Raw genomic sequence first — 24,949 nt, 5'->3', positions numbered from 1 at the left:
AGCAGTAGCAAGCGACCTCCTGCCCTGTTGACCGCGATCAAGGCCTGCAATGCTCAAAGCCATCGAAACTGATATTTCAAAACAAGCCCGCCTCAGCGCCTTGCAAGCCGAATTTGCCCAACATGATTTCGAAGAACTGCGTACTTTTTGCCGACTGACCTACATCGCCAGCACTTTTATCTGGCTGTTGTTTGACCTGATTGTCAGTTTCAAAGGCCAACAGGGCTTTACCGGGCTGTCAGTGTTGTTGCTTGGCACCATGATGATGGCCACCCTCATTCTGGGTTTCATCGTCGAGCACCGGCATTTCGACGTGCTCAACGTGTTTTTTGTTGCCGTGATGGCTCTTGGCATTCGCTATATCGTTGATGGTCTGCCGGAAGAAGTGCAACCCATCTGGCTGGTTCTGGCGACCGCCAGCATTTTCTACAGTGCCTCTGTGCTGCCCTTGAGCCGCTGGGCATTCCTCGCCGTTGTGCTTCTGACCTGGCTGACGCTCAATCCTTTTCTGATGACCTCCGCTGAGGTCCTGGATCTGCGAGGCTCACTGATTCTGTGTTTTTATGTGTTCCTCAGCAGCGTGACGATTTACTGCTTTTTCAAATTGCGCCAGGTGAAGCTGTACAACTTCACCCTGTCCAAATTGTTGATGAGCCAGGCATACATGGATGCCCTGACTGAGATCCCCAACCGCCGCTCTTTCATGGCCCAGGCCACTCAGGTTCTGCTGGCCCGTCCGCGGGAGCACGATCACTACCTGGCGATGATCGACATCGACAATTTCAAGAAGATCAACGATCAGTATGGCCACGATGTGGGGGATGAAGTGCTGGTACGCACCGCCGTCTGTATCAAATCGGTGATGGCCGGGCATCAATATGCCCGCCTGGGCGGAGAGGAATTTGCCGTGTATTTGTCAGGCGTGCGTCGTACCGATGTGGAGGCCCTGATGACCACCCTGTGCCGGCAAGTGCGCGAGGATCCGCACGAACATCCGGTCACCGTCAGCATCGGGCTCACCCGCCTCGACGATGACGAAAGCCTCAACCAGGCGCTGGCCAAGGCTGACAAGGCGTTATACGCCTCCAAACATAATGGCAAGGACCGGTTCAGCTTCTACCTCTGAACCTGCACGCGTCGACACGCAGAAAATACCCAGGGTTTTTGCGACGGCTGCGTCGCCGGACGCGGCCTCGCTTCGCTCGACCGCTGCTACGGATCGTCCTTATTTGTAACCGCTGCCGCAGGCTGCGATGGATAGCGCGGCCCCTCCTTTTCGCAGCCTTCGGCAGCGGCTACAGGGTCATTGCGAATCCGGGGCCGTTGACGTTCGGCGGCGGTTATTTTCATTGGCACTCAGGTCGGTATTGCCGTCCCAGCCACCACCCAGTGCAGCGATCAGTTGCACGCTGGCAATCAGCCGGCTTTGCAGCAAGTTGAGCACGCTACGTTCGGTGGTGAGTGCGGTGGTTTGCACCGAGACGACGTCGAGGTAGGCAATCAGGCCGGCCTTGTACTGATTGCTGGTCAGGCGCAATGACTCACGGGCCGACTCCAGCGCCTGTTCCTGCACCACTGATTCGTCCCCCAGTACCTTCAACTGCACCAGGTAGTTTTCCACTTCGCGAAAACCATCGAGTACGGTCTGCCGGTACTTTGCCACCGTCTGGTCATACAGCGCTTCGTTACGGTCGACCTCGGCAGAGCGTTGGCCGCCATCGAACAGTGGCAAAGCAATTTTCGGCCCTACCGACCAGAAACGGTTGGGCACGCTGATCCAGTCGTCATAGGTACTGCTGCTGTAGCCGCCCGAAAGGCTCAGGCTGAAATCCGGGTAATAGGCGGCCTTGGCAACCCCGATATTGGCATTGGCGGCGATGATCGAGCGCTCGGCCGAGGCGATGTCCGGGCGACGTTCGAGCAATTGCGATGGCAGGCTCACGGGTATCTGCGGCAACGCAGGTACGGTATCGACTTCGGCCAGGCTGAAGGCCGAAGGCGCTTGTCCGGTCAGCACCGCAATCGCATTTTCAAACTGGGCCCGCTGCCAGATCAAGTCGATCAGGCTGGCCTGGGTATTACGCAATTGGGTTTGTGCCTGGGCCACGGAATCCTTGCCGGAAATCCCGGCTCGGTACTGGTTGTCCGTCATTTTCAGTGAGCGCTGATAGGCCTCGACCGTGGCCTCCAGTAAGCGTTTTTGCTCATCGATGACGCGTAACTGCAGGTAGTTCTGCACCAACTCGGACTGCTGGCTCAGGCGCATGGCCGCCAGGTCGGCCAGGCTGGCTTCAGCGGTGGCTTCGTTGGCTTCGAGGCCGCGCCGCAGCTTGCCCCAGACATCGGCCTCCCAGCTGACACCAACCTGTGCATTGTAGGTGTCACGAATCCCGCTGCTGGAACTGCTCAAGCTTGAGCTGCTGCTGCCGGTGCCCTGACTGGAGCGGGTTTTACCCACGCTCAAGTCAGCACTCGGGAAAAAAGCCCCGCGTGCAGTGCGCACCAACGCCTGGGCCTGACGAAACTGGGCTTCGGATTGGGCAATGGTCTGGTTGGAGCGGTTGAGCTGCTCCACCAGGCCATTAAGCTGCTGATCACCGTACAGCTCCCACCAGGCGCCGCGGGCCAATGCATCACTCGGGTTGGCCTGGGTCCAGCCGGCAGCTTCCTTGTATTGCACCGGAGCCGCGAGTTCGGGCCGCTGGTAGTCCGGGCCAATCGCGCACGCGCTGAGCAACAAGCCTGATATCACCAGCCCCAGCAGACGCGAGCCTCGGGCCAGGGCCCAGCGTTGGGACGACAGTGCCGGAGCAAGGTTTAGCAAACGAGAGGTCATAGCGGAGTTTCCAGAGCAGCATCAGTGCGCACACCGCGCCATTTGTTGAAGCGATGGCGTGTGCGATCGAGATAGAGGTAAACCACCGGAGTGGTGTAAAGGGTCAGGATCTGGCTGAAGATCAGACCGCCAATGATGGTCAGGCCCAGAGGCTGACGCATTTCCGCGCCTTCTGCAGTGCTGAGCATCAAGGGCAAGGCCCCCAGAATGGCTGCCAGGGTGGTCATCAGAATCGGCCGCAAACGTTGCAGGCACGCGCTGCGGATCGAAGCCTCGGGAGCAAGGCCCGAATGCCGCTCGAGTTGCAGTGCAAGATCGATCATCAAGATTGCGTTCTTCTTCACCACGCCGATCAGCAGGAACAGGCCGAGCAGTGAGATCAGGCTGAACTCGCCTCCCGTCAGGTAGATGCTGAGCAAGGCGCCCACCCCGGCCGACGGCAATGTCGACAGAATGGTCAGCGGGTGGATGTAACTCTCGTAGAGAATCCCCAACACCAGGTACACCGCCACCAGCGCACCCAAAATCATGAACGGCTGACTTTTTTGGGTCGCGGCAAAAGCATCGCCGGTGCCGGCCATTTTGGCGATCACATCTTCCGGCAAGCCCAGCTTGGCGATGGCCCGTTCAATGGCCGCGGTGCCCTGCTCCAGTGATACACCGGGTGCCATGTCAAACGAGATGGTTTCCGATGCAAACTGCCCTTCGTGCTCGACCCGGTCGTCCTGCAGGCTATTTTCGTAATGGGCAATGGTCGATAACGGGATCCGCTGGCCATCCGCAGTGATCACCTGGACCTGATTCAGGGTCTGCGGGTCCTGGGCGTATTTGGGGTTAACCTCCATCACCACCTGATATTGGTTCAGGCTGTCATAGATGGTCGAAATCTGCCGCTGGCTGTAGGCGTTGTTCAGCACCGAGGTGACCATGTCCATGTCCACCCCGAGACGCTTGGCCTGATCGCGGTCGACCACCAGCGTCACTTGCTGGGCGCCCCGCCCTTCGCGGGCATCGATGGCGGTCAGCTCGGGCAAGGCTTTAAGCGCAGCCACGACCTTCGGGTACCAGATACGCAGCTCGTTGAGGTCGCCACTTTGCAGAATGTAGGAGTACTGCGAACTGGTTTGCTCACGACCGCCGCCAAACTGCAGGTCCTGGTCAGCCATCAGCATCAGGCGTCCGCCCGGCACTTTGGGCAAGCTCTCACGCAGGCGTTCGATGACTTTTTGTGCCGAGATCCCGCGCTCCGAGACCGGCTTCAGACGCACGATCATAAAGGCATTGTTGGTCCCGCCATTGCCCCCGATAAAACCTGCAACGCTCTCCACCGCCGGGTCGGCCAGCACGGCCTTGCGGAAGATTTCCATCTTGGGTTGCATCACGCTGAACGACAGGCCGTCATCGCCGCGGACAAATCCGATCAGTTGCCCGGTGTCCTGTTGCGGCATGAAGGTTTTAGGCACCACCACATACAGCGCCACATTGACCCCGATGGTCACCAGCAGGCTGAACAGGGTCAGGCGCTTGTGACGCAACACCCAGTCCAGGCTACGGGCATAGCCGCGAACCATTCGGTCATTGAGGTGCATGCTCCAGCGCTGCATGGCATTTTCAGTGCCCGGCACATGGGGCTTGAGCCAGCGGGCACAGAGCATTGGCGTCAGGGTCAGCGACACCACCAGCGACACCACAATCGAGGCGGCCAGGGTGATGGAGAACTCTCGGAACAGACTTTGGACAATCCCCCCCATAAACAGGATCGACAGGAACACGGCCACCAGCGACACGTTCATCGAGAGCAGGGTAAATCCGACCTCCTTTGCCCCCAGGTACGCCGCTTTCATGGGGGCGATACCGTTATCGATATGGCGGGAGATGTTCTCCAGCACCACAATCGCGTCATCCACCACCAGTCCGGTCGCCAGAATCAGGGCCATCAACGACAGGTTGTTCAGCGAGAACCCGTACAGGTACATGATGGCAAAGGTGCCAACCAGTGACACCGGCACCGCCAGGGTCGGGATCAACGATGCCCTGAAGTTACCCAGAAACAGAAACACCACCAGAATCACCAGGGCCACGGCAATCAGCAGGGTCATCTCGGCTTCGTGCAGGGTGGCCTTGATCACCGGCGAACGGTCCATCGCCAGGTTCAGTTTGACGCTGGCCGGTAACACGGCCTCCAGTGCAGGCAACTGGGCCTTGATCGCATTCACGGTCTCGATGATATTGGCCCCGGCCTGACGATTGACCACCAGCAATACCGCCGCATCGTTGTTGAAGAAACCGCTGTTATAGCGGTCCTCGACGCTGTCCCTGACCCTGGCCACATCGCTCAGACGCAAGACTGCACCGTCCTGGTAACGAATGACCAGCGGTTCGTAGTCCTTGGCTTTTTCCAGTTGATCGTTGGCCTGGATCTGCCAGTTGCGCTCCCCGTCAGACACAGCGCCCTTGGGCCGGCGCACGTTGGCGCTGGCGATGGTGCTGCGCACATCATCCAGTGACACACCGTACTGATTGAGCAGTTGCGGCTCCAGCTCAATGCGCACCGCCGGCAACGAACTGCCGCCGATCTGCACTTCACCCACACCCGGCACCTGGGACAGGCTTTGCGAAAGGATGGTCGAGGCCAGGTCGTAAAGCTGGCCCTTTTCCAGCACATCGGACGTCAGTGACAGCACCATGATCGGCGCCTGCGACGGATTGATCTTTTTGTAGGTCGGCATGCTGCGCATGCCGCTGGGCAGCAGGTTGCGCGAGGCATTGATCGCCGCCTGCACCTCACGGGCTGCACCATTGATGTCCCGGTCCTGGTCAAACTGCAAAATCACCCGCGTCGAGCCCTGGCTCGAGCGGCTGCTCATGGTGTTGATACCGGCAATCGAGCCGAATGAGCGTTCCAGCGGGGTGGCCACACTCGACGCCATGACCTCGGGGCTCGCCCCCGGCAAACTGGCAGACACCACGATGACCGGGAAATCAATCTGCGGCAGCGGTGATACCGGCAGCAGGCCAAAGCTCACGCCCCCCAGCAACATGATTGCCAGGCTGAGGAGCATGGTCGCGACGGGACGCTTGATGAAAGGCCCGGACAGGTTCATGCCGAAGCCTGCTCGGCCTTGGCCGCATCACCCCGCCAGCGGCGGCCCATTCGATCGAAGTACAGGTAAATCACCGGCGTGGTGAACAACGTCAACACCTGACTCACCAGCAAACCGCCGACCATGACCAGACCCAGAGGCTGACGCAACTCAGCGCCGGAACCGGTGGCGAGCATCAGCGGTACGGCACCGAACAGCGCCGCCAGTGTGGTCATCAGAATCGGCCGGAAACGCAGCAACGCAGCCTGGTAAATCGCCTGCTCCGGGGCCATGCCCTGATTGCGCTCGGCATCGAGTGCGAAGTCGATCATCATGATCGCGTTCTTTTTCACGATGCCGATCAGCAGGATGATGCCGATGATGGCAATCATGCCCAGGTCATTGCCACTGAGGATCAGCGCCAGCAAGGCTCCGACCGCCGCTGAAGGCAAGGTCGACAGAATGGTGATCGGGTGGATGTAGCTCTCGTAGAGCACGCCAAGCACGATGTACATGGTGACCACCGCCGCCAGAATCAGCAGCAAGGTGCTCGACAACGATGCCTGGAACGCCTGCGCGGCGCCCTGGAACTCCGTCTTCACGCCCACCGGCATACCGATGTCTTTTTGCACCTGATCAATCAGCTCCACCGCCTGACCCAGCGCCACGCCGGGTGCCAGGTTGAACGAGACCATGACTGACGGGAACTGGCCGATATGCGAGATTGCCAGCTGCGCCTGGCGCTCCTCGACCCTGGCCAGGCTCGACAGCCTGACCTGGCCGCCGTCGGTGGTCTTGACGTGAATCTGGTCCAGCGCCTGCGGGCCGATTTTCTCGCCATCTTTAGCCTGCAATACCACACGGTACTGGCTGGCCTGGGTGTATATGGTGGAGATCTGCCGCTGGCCGAACGCGTCGTACAGCGCATCGGTGATGTTGGCCACCGTCACCCCGAGGCGGGAGGCCGCATCGCGGTCAATCACCAGAAACACCTGCAACCCCTTGTCCTGCAGGTCGCTGGCAACATCGACCAGTTCTGGCTGGCTGGACAGCGCCGTCACCAGCTTCTGGCTCCAGGTGCTCAACATTTCGGCATCCGGCGACGACAGGCTGAACTGGTACTGGGTGCGGCTGACGCGGTCTTCGATGGTCAGGTCCTGCACCGGTTGCATGAACAGGCGAATGCCTGCCAGCTTGTCGAGCTGCGGTTGCAGGCGGGCAATCACCTCGGAGGCACTGTCGCTGCGCAGGCTGTGGGGCTTGAGGTTGATCAGCATGCGGCCGCTGTTGAGTGTCGGGTTATCCCCGTCCACACCGATATACGAGGACAGGCTTTCGACATCCGGATCTTGCAGGATAATCGCACCGAGCTCTTGCTGACGCTGGCTCATGGCGCTGAACGAGATCGACTGCGGCGCTTCGGAGATGCCCTGGATCACACCCGTGTCCTGCACCGGAAAGAAGCCTTTGGGCACCACCATGTACAAAAATACGGTCAGGGCCAAAGTGCCAACGGCCACCAGCAGGGTCAACGGCTGGTGCTTGAGCACCCACTGCAACATGCGCCCGTACTCAGCGATCATCCAGTCGATGAAGGCACCGCTGGCGCGGTAGAAGCGGCCTTGCTCTTCTTCTTTAGGCTCGGCCTTGAGCAAGCGGGCGCACATCATCGGCGTCAGGGTCAGCGAGACCACCAGCGAGATCAGGATGGCCACGGCCAGGGTGATGGCAAACTCGCGGAACAGACGCCCCACCACGTCAGCCATGAACAGCAACGGGATCAATACCGCAATCAGCGACAGGGTCAGCGAGATCAGGGTGAAGCCGATCTGCCGGGCGCCCTTGAGCGCGGCCTGCATCGGACTGTCGCCTTCCTCGATGTAGCGTGAAATATTTTCCAGCATGACGATGGCGTCATCCACCACAAAGCCGGTGGCAATGGTCAGCGCCATAAGGGTCAGGTTATTGACCGAGAAACCGGCCAGGTACATCACGCCAAACGTACCGATCAGCGACAGCGGCACGGCCACCGACGGAATGATCGTGGCACTGACGCGCCGCAGGAACAGGAATGTCACCATCACCACCAGGGCGATGGCGATCAGCAACTCATGCTGCACATCGCGCACCGAGGCGCGGATGGTTTGCGTCCGGTCGGTCAGGACCGTGACATCAATACCCGCTGGCAGGTTGTCGGTGATGCTCGGCAACAGCGCCTTGATCCGGTCAACCACCTCAATCACGTTGGCACCCGGCTGGCGCTGGATATTGAGCAGCACGGCCTGGTTTTCATTGGCCCAGGCGGCGAGACGTTCGTTCTCGGCACCGTCGACGATTTCTGCCACGTCTTTCAGGCGCAGCGGCGCACCGTTGTTGTACGCCAGGATCAGCTCGGCATATTCCTGCGGGGTTTTCAGCTGGTCGTTGGCGTCCAGCATCGACACCCGGGTCGGACCGTCAAAGTTGCCCTTGGGCTGGTTGACGTTGGACGCACCGATCAGTGCGCGCACATCCGACAGGTTCAAGCCATTGGCGGCCAGTGCCTCAGGGTTGACCTTGATCCGTACCGCCTGGCGCTGACCGCCGGCGATGCTGACCATGCCGACACCGCTGATCTGGGCAATTTTTTGTGCCATGCGCGTGTCGACCAGGTCATTGAGCTTGGGCAGCAACATGGTCCTGGAGGTGATTGCCAGGGTCAGCACCGGGGTATCGGCCGGGTTGACCTTGTTGTACACCGGGGGGGCCGGCAAATCGCTCGGCAACAGGTTGCTGGCAGCATTGATCGCGGCCTGCACCTGTTGCTCGGCGACGTCCATATTGATATCGAGATTGAAGCGCAGCGTCAGTACAGAGGCCCCGCCGGAGCTGGTCGAAGCCATTTGCGTCAGGCCCGGCATTTGCCCGAACTGGCGCTCAAGGGGCGCGGTCACCGCACTGGTCATGACATCCGGGCTGGCGCCGGGGTACAGCGTCATGACACGAATGGTCGGATAGTCGACCTGAGGCAAGGCAGACACCGGCAACATGCGGTAGGCAATGATCCCGGACAACACAATGGCCAGCATGCACAGCGTGGTTGCGACCGGACGCAGGATAAACAGCCGCGACAGATTCATTCGTGCGCCTTGGCCGGCGCAGCACCGGTGTCAGACCCGCCCTGTAATTGCGCGGCAGGCGTTTGCGGCACTTCAGCGCTGTCGCTCACCACTTCCACCGCGCCACCGTCACGCAGACGATCTGTGCCTTCAAGCACAACACGGTCACCGGGGGCCAGGCCTTCGTCGATCACCGAAACATCACCGTCCGTGACTCCGACTTTAATCGTACGGATCTTGACCTTGTTATCGCCATCCAGCGCGTAGACGAACGAGCCGTTGGTGCCGTACTGGATGGCGGCCGCAGGCGCAAGCACCACGTTTTTAAGGGTTTCAGCCAGCAGGCGCACATTGACGAACTGGTTGGGGAACAGGCTTTGATCGCGGTTCTCGAACAACGCCTTGAACTTCAAGGTGCCGGTAGTGATGTCGATCTGGTTGTCGATGCTGCTCAACACCCCTACCGCCAGCTGTTTGCGATCTCCCCGGTCCCAGGCCTGAACCGGCAGGCTCGCGCCGCTGCGATAACGGGCCAGCACCAATGCCAGATCACTCTCGGGCAAGGTAAAGCTGACCACAATGGGCTCGGTCTGGGTAATCACCACCAAGGCCGTGGTGTCGTTGGCCGCGACCAGATTACCCATGTCCAGTTGACGCAAGCCGACACGGCCGCTGATTGGCGCACGAATCTTGGTGAAGTCGAGGTTGAGCCTGGCATCGTTGACCGCTGCCTGATTGGTCTTGACCGTGCCTTGAAGCTGGCTGACCAGTGCCTCGGCGGTATCGAGGGTCTGTTTGGCGATGCTATCTTCCGCGTACAAACCACGGTAGCGCTGCACATCGACCTGAGCATTGCGCAACTGGGCCTGGTTCTGCAGCAGCGTACCTTCCGCTTGCAGCAGCGCGTTCTGATAGCTGCGCGGATCGATTTCAGCCAGCAAGTCACCCGCCTTGACCATTTGCCCTTCTTTGAAGTTGACCTTGACCAGTTCCCCCGCGACGCGGCTGCGCACGTTGATCGTATTCAGCGCAGTCACGGTCCCCAGAGCCTTGTAATAGACCGGAAAATCACCGCGCGTCACGTCTGACACCCGTACCGGAACGGGCAAGGTCGAGCCGCCGAAGCCGGGACGCATCATCCCCGAACGGCCGGTCTGCCCGGCGGACTGTGCCGTCTGTGTATTTTTCGAAGTCGACGGCCATAACCACCAGCACACGCCAATGACAATCAACAAGACCAGCAGGCCAACCAGCCAGCGACGAGATGTGGGGGAAACAGAGGATTGCATGGAGTGACCAACCATTGGGCGCGAGGGCTTATTTTCAGAAGGCTGAACGATAAGCAGTGTCGACGGTTATGAAAAGACTCTTTACCGGCTATTTACGTTAGAGGCTCTCTATTGCGAGCTTCAGAGCCGTCAGCCGTGATGTCATCTCGGGGAGGTTAGCGTCTGTTGAAGGGAAAACAGGGCGTGACTCACAAAAAAAAAACGGCCTGGCAATCAAGGCCAGGCCGTTTTGGGCAGTGCGGTACGACTTACTTCAATACGGCCAGTGCGGCTTCGTAGTTCGGCTCTTCAGCGATTTCTTTGACCAGCTCGCTGTGCAGCACGTTGTCGTTTTCGTCCAGAACCACAACTGCACGGGCAGTCAGGCCGGCCAATGGGCCGTCAGCGATGGCAACGCCGTAGTTTTCGATGAACTCACGACCGCGCAGAGTCGACAGGTTCTGAACGTTTTCCAGGCCTTCTGCACCGCAGAAACGCGCTTGTGCAAATGGCAGGTCAGCCGAGATGCACAGTACGACGGTGTTTGGTACCTGGTTGGCCTGGGCGTTGAACGTGCGCACGGAGGTCGCGCAGGTCGGGGTGTCAACGCTTGGGAAAATGTTCAGCACTTTGCGCTTGCCTGCAAAGTTCGCCAACGTCACATCGGACAAATTACCTGCAACCAGCGAAAACGCCGGCGCTTTGGAGCCTACTGCTGGCAGTTCGCCGTTGACTTGAACAGGGTTGCCTTTAAGCGTCACTTGAGCCATGAACGATGTCCTTCTTAACAGTTTTTTGAAGAGGCCGAAGTTAAACACGAATCAGGCGGCCGACCTATGCGTCAGGCACATAATTTGTCATGACATGCGTTACAAAAAGACTATTCCCTCCCCTGTTGTTACCCAATGCCTGCCTTAAACAGGTCTGTGTTCCGTTTTGCATGCCCGCAGTTGCCAACGGGCATGTAAGAGGACGTGACAGAGCCAGCAGCGGCAGAGCGAGTTATTTTTTCAGTTTCAAGTAAGACTGGTGCAGGTCAGAGGCCCAACCATCGATCACCTGCTTCACGTCATCGGTCTCGAGCACCTGGCTGTCATTTTCCAGCGGCTTGCCAGTGCCTTTGCGCACAACCTGGGCAACCACGGCCTGGGTCTGCCCATCAAGGAATACCGCCTCGGTCGCCAGCGTGGTTTCCTGATCACGTATCCCCGACGCCGTACTGACGGCCGCTGCCACCAGCGCCACAGGGATCAGTTCGTAAGGCTTGAGACCTTCGGTTTTGCTGCTGACTGCGGTAATCGCCGGACGCACGACAATCACTCCCGGCCCGGGCGCGCTGGCCAGTGGCAACGATTTGCCCAGCTCACGCTTCAACGCCTGATCGTAATAGCCGGTAATGCCGGTCAATGTGCTTTTCGGGATTTTCGCCGTCGGTTGCGGCGCCGGATAGAACTGGCTGGGTTCAATATAAACCTGGCTGTACTGGTCCACATTCAGTTTGGGATCAATCCAGCGCATCACTTCTGCGCCCGACGGTGAGCGGGCCTCTTTGAGACGGCTGTAATCCTTCAAAAACCCGGAATATTCATCTGGTTGCTGGACTTTGCTCGCACAACCGATCATCCCGATCGAAGCAATACACACTGCACTGATCATTAATCCAAGCTTCATGCTGTCACTCCCGCTGAGGTGCAATCGTATGCACGTGGAGTCTTAGGTATAGCTAAACCTTGATAACGTGCTGCAGATCCCGGTTTCCTTCACTGCCCTGTGCAGATTTAATCTGCCGCACGAGTTGCACAATGAACGTCTTCGACGGCATTCTGATGCTCTGAGAACTTTAAATCGAAGACACGCTCAATCTGTACATTCATTAATACTTTTCCGACAGAGACGCTCATGACTTCCAAGCTGGAACAACTCAAACAGTTCACCACCGTGGTTGCAGATACCGGCGACCTCGACGCGATCACCCGCCTCAAACCCGTGGATGCCACCACCAACCCTTCCCTGCTGCTCAAAGCGGCTGCCATGCCGGGTTATACCGAGCTGCTGGCAAACGCCATCGCCCACGCCAAGGGTGATGTCGGCCTGGCTTGCGACCACTTCGCGGTGTCTGTGGGTAGCGGTATCTTGAAAGTGATTCCGGGCCGTATTTCGACAGAAGTCGACGCCCGCCTGTCGTTCGATGAGCCCGCCCTGCTGCAAAAAGCCAATCAGTTGATCGAGCTGTATGACAAGGCTGGCGTAGGCCGCGACCGCGTACTGATCAAGCTCGCGTCGACCTGGGAAGGCATCCGTGCTGCCGAGAAGCTTGAAAAAGCCGGCATCCAGACCAACCTGACCCTGTTGTTCTCGTTTGCCCAGGCCGCTGCCTGCGCCGACGCCGGGGTCTTTTTGATCTCGCCGTTCGTGGGCCGCATTTACGACTGGTACAAGAAGTCCACCGGCAATGAGTACACCGGTGCCGATGATCCAGGCGTGCAGTCCGTCACCCGCATCTACGACTACTACAAGACCAACGATTACAACACCGTGGTCATGGGTGCCAGCTTCCGTAATCTTAACCAGATCGAACAACTGGCCGGTTGCGATCGCCTGACCATCAGCCCGGACCTGCTGGAGAAACTGTCCCAAGAACAAGGCACGCTGGAGCGCAAACTGAACCCGGGCAAAGGCGGCGAGCCGCGCCTGATCCTCAATGAAGCGCAGTTCCGCTGGGCCTCCAACGAAGACGCCATGGCCACCGAGAAACTGGCCGAGGGCATCCGCCAGTTCGCGCGTGACCAGGAAAAACTCGAAGCGTTGCTGGCGGGCAAATAACCCGGGATTATCCAGTGAGTGGAACGTCGCCTCGTTCCACTCGTCAACGGCTACAAATGACCTTGTAGCCGCTGCCGCAGGCTGCGAAGACCTTCAGACGGTTTACGACGGCTGCGCCGCCGGACGCGGCCTCGTTCTACTCGACCGCTGCTACAGGCTGGGTCCGAAGGCCCTTCAAGATGTCAGAATCACCCTGAATCCGTAACAGCAGTCGAGCGCAGCGAGGCCGCGTCGGGGCTTTACGGCGGGTTACGGAAAACGGGGGGCGCTGCTACGAACGGTCCCTGTAGCCGCTGCCGCAGGCTGCGAAGACCTTCAGACGGTTTACGACGGCTGCGCCGCCGGACGCGGCCTCGTTCTACTCGACCGCTGCTACAGGCTGGGCCCGAAGGCCCTTCAAGATGTCAGAATCACCCTGAATTCGTAGCAGCAGTCGAGCGCAGCGAGGCCGCGTCGGGGCTTTACGGCGGGTTACGGAAAACGGGGGGCGCTGTGCCCCCCTCGCAGCCTTTGGCAGCGGCTACAGGATTCCCACCGGCTTCAGCGCATCAGCGAGTGGGCCAGCGAGTAAACCAGCGACGAAATAGCTACCAGGCCTACCAGTGTGACAAACACGTTGGAGATAGGGCCCGAGTACTGGCGCATGGCCGGCACGCTACGAATAGCGTACATCGGCATCAAAAACAGAATGGCGGCAATCACCGGACCACCCAGGGTTTCGATCATGCCCAGAATGCTTGGGTTAAGGGTTGCCACCGCCCAGCACACCACCAGCATGAAGGCTGCGGTCATGCGGTCCAGGGACTTGGCTGCCGGACGCTTGCCAGTTTTGAGGATCAAACCCTTAAGCCCTTCGCTGGCACCGATATAGTGGCCCAGGAACGACTTGGCAATGGCCACGAATGCAATCAACGGCGCCGCAAAGGCGATCGTCGGGTTGCTGAAGTGGTTGGCCAGGTAGGACAGGATCGACAGGTTCTGCGCTTTGGCTTCTGCCAATTGCGCTGGCGTCAGAGTCAGCACGCAACTGAACACGAAGAACAGCACCATCACCACCATCAGCACGTGCGCTCGGGACAGTATCTGCGAGCTGCGCTCTTCGGCGTTGACGCCATAGCGACGCTTTTGATCCACCGCGAAGGCCGAGATGATCGGCGAGTGGTTAAACGAGAACACCATCACCGGGATGGCCAGCCACAAGGTGTGCAACAAGGCCGAAGGTTCAGGCATGCTGCTTGCAGTGCTGAGGATGCCGCCATTCCAGTGCGGGATCAAAAATACCGCCAGGAACAGCAATGCCACGATAAAGGGATAGACCATCATGCTCATGGCCTTGACGATCACCTGTTCGCCGCAGCGCACCACAATCAGCAGGCCGAGGATCAACAGCAGCGACAGGATTGCCCGTGGCGGCGGTGTGATCGACAGCTGGTTGAGCATAAAGCTGCCAACGGTATTGGTCAGTGCCACACTGTAGATCAGCAGGATCGGGAAAATGGCCAGGAAGTACAGCAGCGTGATGACAGCACCGGCCTTAAGACCGAAATGTTCTTCTACGACATCCGTGATGTCTGAGCCTTCACGCCCGGACAGGACGAAACGGGTCAGGCCTCGATGCGCATAAAAGGTCATCGGGAATGCCAGCAACGCCAGGATCAATAGCGGCCAAAAGCCGCCAAGCCCTGCGTTAATCGGCAAGAACAAGGTACCTGCGCCGATAGCCGTGCCAAACAGGCCCAGCATCCAGGTGGTGTCATGACGGTTCCAGCGACTGAGGGTCGCAGGTGTCTCGTCGAAGCGTTCGTCGACGCTATTAGCCTGGTCATTCATCCGGTCGAATCTCCGCTAGCCGGTCGTTACCACGCAGCCGGGGCGGACAAAAAAACACCTTACTGACCACGCCCCAGCCATAAGAGGGGCGCGATTGTCCGGGATTAGACATAAGAAGCAAAGGTTTAGCTGAGGAATGGTGCAAATGATCTCTCTGCCCAAAGCAAGACCTGGACACCTACTGATACACTTTTGAAGCCTAAAAACCGCGCACAAGGCCTGTCGCCCATGACGTTTTCATACCGCTGCACCGCATTGACCGGACTGCTCCTGGCCCTCGCCCTGCCCTCTGCGTGGGCCGACGCCCCGCTCATCACCTGGCCCGGTGACTGGGAAGTGCAAGACGTCCCGCCGGCTCCCGATAACAGTGGCCAACGGCAACGGGCCGTGAAGAACGATGCCAATGGCGACCCCTTGATGGTCATGGAGCTGACCTCGACCACGCTGACGCCGGAGCATCAGGTGAATATGGAGGCGGTCTTGCTGCAAATGCGCAAGACCCTGCAGCAAAACTTCGCAAAAGCCGGTTATCAAAGCGCCTGCAATAAAATTCACAAAAGCACCCTGGGGGGGCTGGAAGCGTTGGAAACCCGCTGCAAAATTACCCAGAACGGCAACCATGTCATCACTCAGACACTGGTGGCCGCGACCCGGGAAGGCAAAGCCTATGCCTTGTCCTACGCTGGACCGGCACAGGGCTATACCGCCACCGAGCCCGAAGTCCAGGGCATCCGTGCCAGCCTGCAGCTGAAATAACCCTTGCTTACGGTGAATCCCGACCCAACCTGACAAAACTGTCATCTTGTTATCAGCCACCTGACAGTACGCGTCGGGCAGGCTGACATTATCTGAAAATGGCGCACCAACGCCTACGACCTCCAGAGGAACTCGATGAAAACCCCATTGCGCCTTGTCGCTCTCTCGGCCCTGCTGCTGACCTCGATGGCCCAGGCTGCTGAACAACTGACCATTGACGTACACCGCGACGCCAATTGCGGCTGTTGCAAAAGCTGGATTTCTCACCTGCAAGCCAATGGTTTCAAGGTCAATGACCATGTTGAAGCCGACATGAGCAGCGTCAAACAGCGCCTCGGTGTCGCCCCGCGCCTGGCGTCGTGCCACACCGGTGTGATCAATGGCAAATTCGTTGAAGGCCACGTGCCCGCCGATCAGGTCGTTGCCCTCACCCGCCGTGATGACCTCAAGGGCATTGCCGTACCGGGCATGCCAACAGGTTCCCCGGGCATGGAGATGGGTGATCGCAAAGACGCGTTCCAGGTCATCGGTTTGCGCAACGACGGACGGGACGAGGTGCTTGCCGAATACCCTGGCAACTAAGGCCATGCACCCTATTGGTGCAATCACACTACATACCCGATGAACACAGGCGCGCAATGCGCCTGTGCCTGCTCATGGGGCACGCAACCGGTAAATGCTGCAGTTCATCTGACGACTCGGTACATCAATTCTGACGCAGGCCCGTCACCGTTGGGCAGAAGGCCGTGTTTGAGCCCTCGCCTGCCTTGCCATCTCTCCTACACTGATTCCGGCATGTATTTCAGCCATTAAAATTGGAACCTTCAACAACTGCGATTTGTCGGTTAAAGAATAGGACCAGGCTTTTTGGTGCAGTCCTTGCACAGCTTTTTTTGCCTTTGGGGTCGTATGGCCATTGGTCGCTTTACCGAAACAGGCAGTGTTGTGCATTAACCCACAGGAAGTGAGTACACACCCGGCTTCGTGCCTGGGGCAGATCAATAAATACAATGGAGAGAACCATGATCAGTGCTGCTGCGCCTACTCCCCCTGAAAGTCTTGACTCGTTGGTCAATGACGCAATTACTGTCTCGGGTATGGCCCCCTCGAACAAAGCAGCGCTCCCGGGCCGCAGTGCCAGCCCGCATAAAAAGAAGGTGCTGTTCGTCACGTCCGAGCTGGCCGACCTGATCAAGACCGGCGGTTTGGGAGATGTTTCAGCGGCCCTGCCGCGTGCCATGCGCCACCTGCATGATGTCCGGGTGTTGATTCCCGGCTATACGCAAGTGATGAACAGCGATAACCCAATTCATGTCATCGGCGAGCTGGGTGGCCATGCGGCCCTGCCAGCCTGCAAGATTGGGCGCATGGACTTGCCGGACGGGCTGGTGGTCTATGTACTGATCTGCCCCGAACTGTATGAACGGGAAGGCACACCTTACGGCGCGAATAATGGCCGCGACTGGCCGGACAATCACATCCGCTTCGCCCGCCTTGGGCTGGCCGCCGCAGATATCGCAGCCAACCTGGCACAGATTCACTGGCAACCCGATCTGGTACATGCCCATGACTGGCCGGCCGGACTGGCTCCGGCGTACATGCATTGGCGCGGTCAACGCACGCCGACACTGTTCACCATCCATAACCTGGCCTACCAGGGCGTAGTGAGTCTGGCCTGCTGCCCGGAGCTGGGCATTCCGCCCCATGCACTGCAACAGGAAGGCATGGAGTTCTACGGCAAACTGTCGTTCCTCAAGGCCGGGATGGCTTACGCCAGCCATATCACCACGGTCAGCGCGACCTATGCCGCCGAGATCACCACGCCAACGTTTGGTTGCGGGCTGGACGGCTTTCTGGCCTGTAAAACCCAGCAAGGTCTGCTCAGCGGTATTCCCAACGGCATCGATGACAGCTGGGAAGCCTCGACCGATCCGCATTTGATCGCGCCGTTCAATATCGGTGACTGGCAGGGCAAGGCCTTGAATGCCGACTATGTGCGCACCCTGTTTGAGCTCAAGCCTTGCACAGGTCCCTTGTTCGCCGTGGTTTCCCGCCTGGTGTACCAAAAAGGTCTGGACCTGACCGAAGCCGTAGCGGACTACATCGTCGCCTCTGGCGGGCAGATCGTGATCATCGGTCGTGGTGAACCAGAGGAAGAACAGGCCATGCGTGAGCTGGCACTGCGCTTCCCCGGGCAGATCAGCGTGCGCATCGGTTTTAACGAAACCGATGCCCGGCGCATATTCGCTGGCAGCGACTTTTTATTGATGCCTTCACGCTACGAACCCTGTGGCCTGAGCCAAATGTATGCGCAACGTTTCGGCTCACTGCCCGTGGCACGCAACACCGGCGGCCTGGCTGACACCATCGAAAACGGGGTCACCGGTTTTCTTTTCGATGAGTCCACCGTAGAGAGTTACAAGGAAGCCCTCTGCCGAGCGTTCAAGGTGTACGCATTTCCGGGGCTGTTCAACGCGATGCGTTGCCGCGCCATGTCTGCACCGTTTCACTGGTGCAAAGCCGTGAAACCCTACGCGGAGCTCTATGAACAACTGGTCGTGAACTCGCGGAGCAGAGCCGTAAATCCCTGACAAGAGGCCTATATCGATGCCTTTACGGACATTGGAAACATGGCCCCATGGTGCTCACTTGCTGGGTCCCCGGCACACGCGATTTACCCTGTGGGCGCCCGATGCACAGGCCGTCAGCGTCGCGTTCAAAGAAGGTCACTCGCTGGCGATGCAGCCTCAGGCCAATGGCTGGTTCTTACTGGAGACCCCCTGCGGCGCAGGTACGCAGTATCGCTACAGCATCGATGGCGCCGTTGAAGTGCCCGATCCGGCATCACGCGCTCAGGACGGCGGGATTGCAGGCTACAGCGTGGTGGTCGATCCGCAGGATTACACCTGGCAGCACCCTCGCTGGACCGGCCGCCCGTGGCATGAAGCGGTTATCTACGAGCTGCATGTGGGCGTGCTCGGCGGGTATGCCGGCGTCGCCCGGCAGCTACCGCGTCTGGCGCAACTGGGAGTGACGGCCATTGAACTGATGCCGCTGGCCCAGTTCAGCGGTGAGCGCAACTGGGGCTACGACGGCGCCCTGCTCTATGCGCCGCATGACACCTACGGTTCGCCCCGTGAACTCAAGCAACTGATCGACGACGCCCACGGCCTCGGGCTGATGGTCATGGTCGACGTGGTGTACAACCACTTCGGCCCTGAAGGCAATTATCTGCCACGTTATGCCAGCCCTTTTTTTCACAAGGACACCCACACACCGTGGGGCTCGGGCATCCATTACGAGCGCCGTGAAGTAAGGGATTTTTTCATTGATAACGCGCTGATGTGGCTGCGGGACTACCGGGTGGACGGGCTGCGCCTGGATGCGGTGCATGCGATCAATCATCCCGACTTCCTGCAGGAGCTGGCCGATCAGGTCCGTCACCAGGTCGACCCCGCCCGCCACGTATGGCTGACCCTGGAAAACGAGTTCAACCAGGCGTTTTTGCTGGGCGAGGACTATGACGCGCAGTGGAATGATGATGGACATAACGTGCTGCAGCACCTGCTGACCGGAGAAACTGACGCCTATTACGCCGAGTTTGCAGAAAACAGCACCGAAAAGCTGGCACGCTGCCTGAGCCAGGGCTTTGTGTTTCAGGGGCACAACGACCGACACGGCCGTGCTCGCGGCGAGCCAAGCGCTCATCTGCCGCCGACTGCCTTCGTATTGTTTTTGCAAAACCATGACCAGATCGGTAACCGCGCCCTGGGGGAGCGGCTGCATCGACTGTGCCCGCCCCAGGCCTTGCGGGCTGCAACGGCCCTGCTGTTGTTGTCACCAATGATCCCGCTGCTGTTCATGGGCGACGAAATGGCTGCGCCTGAGCCCTTTTTGTTTTTCACCGACTACACCGGCGAACTGGCCCTGGCCGTGAGCGAGGGCCGACGTAAAGAATTTGCCGAGTTCAGCGCCTTCTCCGGCCTGGACAGTCCGGTGATTCCCGATCCGAACGACCGGGCCACCTTCGTGGCTTCACGGCCCCGGCTCGAGCCCCCGCAGCCAGGGCCGCACCACGACATGCAAGCGCTGTACGAGCAACTGCTGCAGATCCGTCAGCGACACATCATTCCCCGCCTCGGTGCAGTACAGGCACTGGGGTCGCAGATCCTGGCCGAAGGCGCGGTATGGGCACGCTGGCGCATGGCCGATGACCGTGTGCTGAACATCGCCTTGAACCTGTCTGCGCAGCCGGCCCCGCTTGACCCGCCGGCCAATGCCCACGTGCTGTTCCAGAGCCCTTGCGCAGTGCTCGAACACCTGCAAGCCACTCACCTGTTAGCGCCTTATAGCGTTTTAGTCAGCCTGACCATTTCCCCCTCACTGGAGAGCGCCCATGAGCACAGCCCAACTTGAAATTCTCGCCAGCCGCGCAGGCCTGGCCGTGGATTGGGTCGATGCCAATGGCCAGCCACATCATGTTGCCCCGCACGTTCTGGTCGCGGTGCTGGCCGGCCTGGGCCTGCAGGCCGACACCGCGGAAGCGATTGAGGCCAGCCTGCTGAATTTGCAACTGGAACAACAAGACAAACGCCTGCCGCCACTGCTGACCGCAGATGCGGGTAGAGGTCTGGACCTGACCCGTTATTTTTTCCCCCATAGCCAGTGTGTCATTCACCTTGAAACCGGCGGCACACTCTCTATTCAGCTGGACGCAGACGCCTACCTGCCGGGAATGGTCCCGGTCGGTTATCACCGGGCGCAAATAGAAGATCAGCACTTCACCCTGGCAGTTGCCCCGCAACGCTGCTTCAGCATGGCCGATGCCGTGCAAACCAGCACACCCCGTACCTGGGGCTTGAGCGTGCAAGTGTATGGCCTGCAACGCCCTGGAGACGGAGGCTTTGGTGATACTCAAGCCCTTGAGGATTTCGCCGTAGCGGCCGGAGAACGCGGGGCGGATGTACTGGCGATCAGTCCGCTGCATGCCATGTTCAGTTGCGACCCTCATCGATACAGTCCGTATTCACCCTCCAGCCGCCTGTTTTTCAACAGCCTGTATGCCGCACCCGCCAGCGTACTGGGCGAAGACGCCGTAGAACGGGCGATTGATCAGATCGGGCTGCGGGACGAACTGCAGAGGCTTGCACAACTGCCATTGATTGACTGGCCCGCCGCAACCGTGGCCAAGCAATCCTTGCTGCGCCAGTTGTATGAAAATTTCCTGCTCGATGAACCGCCGACCCTGGGTGAGTTCAATATGTTTCGCGACACTGGCGGCGAAGCCCTCGAAAACCATTGCCGCTTTGAAGCGTTGCAGGCGCGCAATGCGGCCGAGCACCAGGCCATTGACTGGCGCCACTGGCCCGAGCAATGGCGCGACCCCAATAGCCCGGCGCTGCTGGTGTTCGCTGACGAGCACAGTCACGACATCGGCTATTACGCGTTTTGTCAGTGGCTGATTGCGCGCGGCCTGTCACAGGCGCAAAAAGCCGCCCGCGACAGCGGTATGGCCATCGGCCTGATTGCTGACCTCGCCGTGGGCGCTGATGGCAGCGGTAGCCAGGCCTGGTGCCGCCAGGACGAACTGCTGGCACATCTCACCGTCGGCGCCCCACCCGATCTGCTGAACCGTACCGGGCAAGGCTGGGGTATATCGGCGTTTTCCCCGGACGGACTCAAGCGCAACGGGTTTCGTGCCTTCATCGAAATGCTGCGGGCCAACTTTGCACATGCAGGGGGGCTGCGAATCGACCATATCATGGGCCTGCAACGACTCTGGGTCATCCCCTTGGGCGCGTCCCCCCATGAAGGTGCCTATCTGTATTACCCGGTCGAAGACCTGTTGCGTCTGTTGGCGCTGGAATCGGTGCGGCACCGGGCCGTGGTGCTGGGCGAAGACCTGGGCACGGTCCCCGAAGGCCTGCGTGACAAACTTGGCGAGCGCTCAATCCTGGGCATGCGGGTGCTGTTGTTCGAACAGGACTACGGCGCTCGTTTCCGCCCCATTCTGGACTGGCCGGACAACGCCCTGGCCACCACCAGCACCCATGATCTGCCGACCCTCAATGGCTGGTGGCTTGGACGCGACATTGACTGGAGTGTACGTCTGGGCCTGCTGGACCCGGCCACCGAGGCACACTGGCGCGAGAACCGCCAACATGAACGCGCAGGCTTGCACGATGCCCTCAGTCATGACCCGCAAAACTTTCAGGAGGAGTCCTCGGGCAGCGATCAGGTCCTTGATGCCAGTGTGCGCTTTCTCGGCCATACCCGGGCGCCGCTGGTACTGCTGCCCATCGAAGACGCCCTGGGCCTCGAAGAACAGGCCAACCTGCCCGGGACGGTCAGCCTCCATCCCAACTGGCAACGGCGTTTGCCCGGCGACTGTGAAACCGTGCTCGATAATCCGGCGGTGGCCCGGCGCCTGGAGTTGCTGGCCTGTGCCCGACTGCAGGCGCAAGAGCGTGACCAATGACGCCCCGCACCTGCACGGCACTGCGCGCCACGATGCGCCTGCAGTTTTACCCGGGGTTCACCCTCGATGATGCTTGCCGGCAGGTGCCGTATTTCGCGCGTTTGGGCATCAGTCATGTCTACGCTTCGCCCTTGCTCACCGCCCGGGAAGGTTCCCTGCATGGCTACGATGTAGTCGACCCGACCCGAGTCAGCCCGGCTCTGGGGGGCGAACCGGCCCTGCGGCGGCTGGTGGCCGGGCTGAGGGCACACGGCATGAGCCTGATCCTCGATATCGTGTCCAATCATATGGCGGTCGGTGGGGCGGATAATCCGTGGTGGCAAGACCTTCTGGCCTGGGGCCGCTCCAGCCCGTACGCCGAATTCTTTGATATCAAGTGGCACTCCTCCGACCCTTTGCTGGAAGGGCAACTGCTGCTGCCCTTTCTCGCCAACGATTACGCAGCCACCTTGCAGGACGGCAGTGTCCGCTTGCGCTACAACCCCGATGCCGGGGATTTTCACGCCGAGCACGGCAGCCATCACTTCCCGATTTGTCCACGGGATTACGGCAAGTTGTTGAGCGGTTCCGGGCAGCCCGCACTCCACGCACTGGCGGCGCGCTTCGAGGGTTTACAGGGCTCTCACGACCCCAGGCACCACGCGCAAGCGTTGCAGGCCGAACTGGCGCACCTGACGCAGGCACCTTCGTGCCGGCAAGCAATTGAACAGCAATTGCTGCAGTACGATGCCCGGGGTGCTGCGGGCTTTGAGCGCCTGCACCAACTGCTGGAGCGCCAGTCGTACCGGCTGGCCAGTTGGCGCACGGCCGCCGATGACATCAATTGGCGACGCTTCTTTGATGTCAACGAGCTGGCCGGGTTACGCGTGGAGCGTCCAACGGTATTTGAAGCCACCCACGGCAAGATATTCCAGCTGATCGCCGAGGGGCTGGTTGACGGTCTGCGCATCGATCACATCGACGGGCTCGCAGACCCCAGGGGCTATTGCCGCAAATTGCGACGGCGGATCGAGCGCCTGGTGCCGGGCCGTCACTTCCCCATTCATGTCGAAAAAATTCTGGGCCTGGATGAACAACTGCCCGGCGACTGGTGGGTAGACGGCACCACCGGTTACGAGTTCATGGATCAGGTTTCGCTGCTGCAGCACGACCCGCAGGGCGCACAACCCCTGGCCGACCTGTGGGCCGCGCACAGCCACCGGATCGGCGAATTCAAACCCGAGGCCTTGCTTGCCCGCCAACAGATCCTGAACGGTTCTCTGGCAGGCGACACGGAACGGGTCGCCCGCGCCCTGATGGACGTTGCCCGCGATGACCTGATGAGCCGTGACCTGACCCTGGGCGCCATCCGCCGGGCATTGAAGGCACTGGTCATACATTTTCCGGTGTACCGCACCTATATCAGCGCGGCCGGGCGCAGGCCGGCCGACGAAGCCGTATTCCAGCAAGCACTGCAAGGTGCACACAGCGACCTGAATGAATCCGACTGGCCCGTACTGGATTACCTGGAGCGCTGGCTTGGCACAGAACGCTGGCGCAGTCGGCTCCCGGGCCGCTCCCGCAAACTCCTCAGGCATGCCTGCGTGCGCTTTCAGCAGCTAACCTCGCCCACGGCGGCCAAAGCGGTGGAAGACACCGCCTTCTATCGCTACGGCGTACTGCTCTCACGCAACGACGTGGGTTTCAGCACCGAGCGCTTCAGTGCGACGCCCGAAGCCTTTCACCAGGCCTGCCAGCAACGGCTCGAACACTTCCCGGACAACCTGCTGGCGACCGCCACCCATGACCACAAACGCGGTGAAGACTGCCGCGCACGACTGGCCGTGCTCAGCGAACGCAGCATCTGGTATGCACACTGTGTCCAGGCGTGGCGCGCCCTGGCGGTCCCGCTGCGCACAGATACCAGCGGGCCGACGCCGGGCGATGAGCTGATCCTCTATCAGACCTTGCTCGGCACCTGGCCACTGGAACTGCGTCCCGATGACGCCGAAGGCTTGCAGCGCTACTACGAACGGCTCTGGCTGTGGCAGCTCAAAGCCTTGCGCGAAGCCAAGCTTGAGACGGCATGGGCGGCGCCGAACGAACCCTATGAGCACGCCGTAGAGACGTTCCTCCAGCGCCTGCTGCTGCAAACTGACGGCTTGGTACTGCGCACGGCAGTGCACAAGGCCTGTGAGTCGATTGCCAGCGCGGGGGCCTTGAACGGGCTGAGCCAGTGCCTGCTGAAAATGACCACCCCCGGTGTGCCCGACTTCTATCAGGGCAGCGAACTCTGGGACTTGAGCCTGGTGGACCCGGACAACCGCCGTGCGGTGGATTTTGACCAGCGCCAGGCAATGCTCGACAGCCCGCGGTCAGCCCCGCAAATGCTCGCCGAATGGCGCAGCGGCGCGATCAAACAGGCCTTGATTGCCCGTACATTGAAATGCCGGGCCGAGCACCCCGAACTGTTCAGTCGCGGCCGTTATCTGCCCCTGAAAGTGACCGGCCCGCATGCGGATCAGGTGCTGGCATTTGCCCGGCAGTCAGGTGATCAATATGCAGTGATCGCGGTGCCCCGGCTCACTGCGAATACCACTCAAAATCATACACTTGGCGAAAACAATCAATCCATATGGATAGATACGGTCATTGAATTACCGTTTGCCGGATCGGGTGACACATTAAAGGGACTTTTGGGAGACACCACAGTCATTAAAAAGAAGGGGCTGAGGGTCTGCGACGCTTTCGATACGTTGCCGGTCAACCTTTTAATATCCATCTGAGTTCAGGAGATG

At 59.9% G+C, this 24,949-nt stretch carries 15 protein-coding genes; 8 read left to right on the top strand and 7 right to left on the bottom strand.

Annotated elements, in window-relative coordinates; all coding sequences use genetic code 11:
* Window positions 1-49: 49 nt before the first annotated feature.
* A complete protein-coding gene (locus DQN55_RS08890; protein WP_048383364.1) occupies window positions 50-1,126 on the top strand; it encodes a GGDEF domain-containing protein in 1,077 nt (358 codons plus the stop codon).
* 177 nt (window positions 1,127-1,303) lie between these two features.
* Here the strand turns inward: DQN55_RS08890 and DQN55_RS08885 are convergent, their stop codons facing one another.
* From DQN55_RS08885 to DQN55_RS08860, 6 genes are all read right to left on the bottom strand, one after another.
* Window positions 1,304-2,836, bottom strand: coding sequence for an efflux transporter outer membrane subunit (locus tag DQN55_RS08885; protein ID WP_048383363.1), 1,533 nt, complete (start codon window positions 2,834-2,836; stop codon window positions 1,304-1,306).
* Entirely contained in the window at window positions 2,833-5,940 is a 3,108-nt protein-coding gene (locus DQN55_RS08880; protein WP_048383362.1) for an efflux RND transporter permease subunit, read from the bottom strand. The genes DQN55_RS08885 and DQN55_RS08880 overlap by 4 nt, the downstream gene beginning before the upstream one ends.
* Window positions 5,937-9,038, bottom strand: a complete 3,102-nt coding sequence (locus DQN55_RS08875) for an MdtB/MuxB family multidrug efflux RND transporter permease subunit (protein ID WP_048383361.1) — start codon at window positions 9,036-9,038, stop codon at window positions 5,937-5,939. Before DQN55_RS08875 ends, DQN55_RS08880 begins: the two co-directional genes overlap by 4 nt.
* Entirely contained in the window at window positions 9,035-10,321 is a 1,287-nt protein-coding gene (locus DQN55_RS08870; protein WP_048383360.1) for an MdtA/MuxA family multidrug efflux RND transporter periplasmic adaptor subunit, read from the bottom strand. Before DQN55_RS08870 ends, DQN55_RS08875 begins: the two co-directional genes overlap by 4 nt.
* A gap of 233 nt (window positions 10,322-10,554) precedes the next feature.
* Window positions 10,555-11,055 carry a thiol peroxidase gene (gene tpx / locus DQN55_RS08865; protein ID WP_048383359.1) on the bottom strand — a complete coding sequence of 167 codons (501 nt, stop codon included), beginning with the start codon at window positions 11,053-11,055 and terminating at the stop codon, window positions 10,555-10,557.
* Between the two features lie 232 nt (window positions 11,056-11,287).
* A complete protein-coding gene (locus tag DQN55_RS08860) occupies window positions 11,288-11,956 on the bottom strand; it encodes a DUF3313 domain-containing protein (RefSeq protein ID WP_048383358.1) in 669 nt (222 codons plus the stop codon).
* A 228-nt stretch (window positions 11,957-12,184) separates the two neighbouring features.
* On the opposite strand from DQN55_RS08860, the gene tal reads away from it, so the two are divergent.
* Window positions 12,185-13,108: a transaldolase gene (gene tal / locus DQN55_RS08855; RefSeq protein WP_048383357.1), complete on the top strand. Its 924-nt coding sequence runs from the start codon at window positions 12,185-12,187 to the stop codon at window positions 13,106-13,108.
* Window positions 13,109-13,648: 540 nt separating this feature from the next.
* Here the strand turns inward: tal and DQN55_RS08850 are convergent.
* Window positions 13,649-14,938 (bottom strand): serine/threonine transporter, encoded by a 1,290-nt coding sequence (locus tag DQN55_RS08850; protein WP_048383356.1) that lies wholly within the window; start codon window positions 14,936-14,938, stop codon window positions 13,649-13,651.
* Between the two features lie 228 nt (window positions 14,939-15,166).
* Here DQN55_RS08850 and DQN55_RS08845 point away from each other — a divergent pair, with 228 nt between their 5' ends.
* From DQN55_RS08845 to DQN55_RS08820, 6 genes are all read left to right on the top strand, one after another.
* Complete coding sequence (locus DQN55_RS08845; RefSeq protein WP_048383355.1) at window positions 15,167-15,694, top strand: DUF4946 domain-containing protein; 528 nt, start codon at window positions 15,167-15,169, stop codon at window positions 15,692-15,694.
* 135 nt (window positions 15,695-15,829) lie between these two features.
* Window positions 15,830-16,276 carry a DUF411 domain-containing protein gene (locus DQN55_RS08840; RefSeq protein WP_048383354.1) on the top strand — a complete coding sequence of 149 codons (447 nt, stop codon included), beginning with the start codon at window positions 15,830-15,832 and terminating at the stop codon, window positions 16,274-16,276.
* 440 nt (window positions 16,277-16,716) lie between these two features.
* Entirely contained in the window at window positions 16,717-18,285 is a 1,569-nt protein-coding gene (glgA, locus tag DQN55_RS08835; RefSeq protein WP_048383353.1) for a glycogen synthase GlgA, read from the top strand.
* A gap of 16 nt (window positions 18,286-18,301) precedes the next feature.
* Window positions 18,302-20,110: a malto-oligosyltrehalose trehalohydrolase gene (treZ, locus tag DQN55_RS08830; protein WP_048383352.1), complete on the top strand. Its 1,809-nt coding sequence runs from the start codon at window positions 18,302-18,304 to the stop codon at window positions 20,108-20,110.
* Window positions 20,091-22,172, top strand: coding sequence for a 4-alpha-glucanotransferase (gene malQ / locus DQN55_RS08825; RefSeq protein ID WP_048383351.1), 2,082 nt, complete (start codon window positions 20,091-20,093; stop codon window positions 22,170-22,172). Before treZ ends, malQ begins: the two co-directional genes overlap by 20 nt.
* A complete protein-coding gene (locus DQN55_RS08820) occupies window positions 22,169-24,937 on the top strand; it encodes a malto-oligosyltrehalose synthase (RefSeq protein ID WP_048383350.1) in 2,769 nt (922 codons plus the stop codon). Before malQ ends, DQN55_RS08820 begins: the two co-directional genes overlap by 4 nt.
* The last annotated feature ends 12 nt before the right edge of the window (window positions 24,938-24,949 follow it).

This window comes from Pseudomonas taetrolens (genome assembly GCF_900475285.1).
In the GTDB taxonomy this organism is placed as follows: Bacteria; Pseudomonadota; Gammaproteobacteria; order Pseudomonadales; family Pseudomonadaceae; genus Aquipseudomonas; species Aquipseudomonas taetrolens.
This window is presented reverse-complemented; position numbering and strand designations above follow the sequence as displayed.

Coding starts and splice junctions, on each gene's coding strand:
- DQN55_RS08890 (WP_048383364.1), top strand. CDS start 50: ATGCTCAAAGCCATCGAAACTGATATTTCAAAACAAGCCCGCCTCAGC.
- malQ (WP_048383351.1), top strand. CDS start 20,091: ATGAGCACAGCCCAACTTGAAATTCTCGCCAGCCGCGCAGGCCTGGCC.
- DQN55_RS08880 (WP_048383362.1), bottom strand. CDS start 5,940: ATGAACCTGTCCGGGCCTTTCATCAAGCGTCCCGTCGCGACCATGCTC.
- DQN55_RS08885 (WP_048383363.1), bottom strand. CDS start 2,836: ATGACCTCTCGTTTGCTAAACCTTGCTCCGGCACTGTCGTCCCAACGC.
- DQN55_RS08820 (WP_048383350.1), top strand. CDS start 22,169: ATGACGCCCCGCACCTGCACGGCACTGCGCGCCACGATGCGCCTGCAG.
- DQN55_RS08860 (WP_048383358.1), bottom strand. CDS start 11,956: ATGAAGCTTGGATTAATGATCAGTGCAGTGTGTATTGCTTCGATCGGG.
- DQN55_RS08875 (WP_048383361.1), bottom strand. CDS start 9,038: ATGAATCTGTCGCGGCTGTTTATCCTGCGTCCGGTCGCAACCACGCTG.
- glgA (WP_048383353.1), top strand. CDS start 16,717: ATGATCAGTGCTGCTGCGCCTACTCCCCCTGAAAGTCTTGACTCGTTG.
- DQN55_RS08850 (WP_048383356.1), bottom strand. CDS start 14,938: ATGAATGACCAGGCTAATAGCGTCGACGAACGCTTCGACGAGACACCT.
- tal (WP_048383357.1), top strand. CDS start 12,185: ATGACTTCCAAGCTGGAACAACTCAAACAGTTCACCACCGTGGTTGCA.
- DQN55_RS08840 (WP_048383354.1), top strand. CDS start 15,830: ATGAAAACCCCATTGCGCCTTGTCGCTCTCTCGGCCCTGCTGCTGACC.
- DQN55_RS08870 (WP_048383360.1), bottom strand. CDS start 10,321: ATGGTTGGTCACTCCATGCAATCCTCTGTTTCCCCCACATCTCGTCGC.
- treZ (WP_048383352.1), top strand. CDS start 18,302: ATGCCTTTACGGACATTGGAAACATGGCCCCATGGTGCTCACTTGCTG.
- tpx (WP_048383359.1), bottom strand. CDS start 11,055: ATGGCTCAAGTGACGCTTAAAGGCAACCCTGTTCAAGTCAACGGCGAA.
- DQN55_RS08845 (WP_048383355.1), top strand. CDS start 15,167: ATGACGTTTTCATACCGCTGCACCGCATTGACCGGACTGCTCCTGGCC.